Here is a 380-nt window from a genome sequence, read left to right on the forward strand (position 1 = left end):
GCCGCGGCGTCGCCCGCCGCCACGCTGCCGCCGTCGCACGCCGCGCTCCGGCAATGAGCAAGCCTGTGCGCGTCGCGCTGGTGTCCGGCGGCGTCCTCGCCGCCGCTGCGTTCGTCAGCGCTGCCGCGACCGGCGATTCCCGCCACGTGGTCGAACCGCACTTGCCGCCGGTGTGCGTGGCGCTGGACGCCACCCTGCAGGCGCAGCAGCGCCGCTTCACCGACGCGCAGGAGCGCAGCGCGCCGGACACTGCGCGCATCCAGGCCGCGCTCGACCGCTGCGCCGCCGGTGCGCACGGCGCGGTGCTGCTGCGCGCCGGCAGCGGCAATGCCTTCCTCAGCGGACCGTTGACGATCCGCAGCGACACCACGCTGGAGATC

Annotated in this window: 1 pseudogene; it reads left to right on the forward strand. The window is 76.1% G+C overall.

Features of this window, described 5'->3' with window-relative positions:
- Positions 1-53 precede the first annotated feature (53 nt).
- Positions 54-380 (forward strand): annotated as a pseudogene (locus D588_RS25895) (endopolygalacturonase); the annotation flags it as partial.

Origin of the sequence: Xanthomonas sp. SHU 308 (assembly GCF_000364645.1) — a bacterium.
In the GTDB taxonomy this organism is placed as follows: domain Bacteria; phylum Pseudomonadota; class Gammaproteobacteria; order Xanthomonadales; family Xanthomonadaceae; genus Xanthomonas_A; species Xanthomonas_A sontii.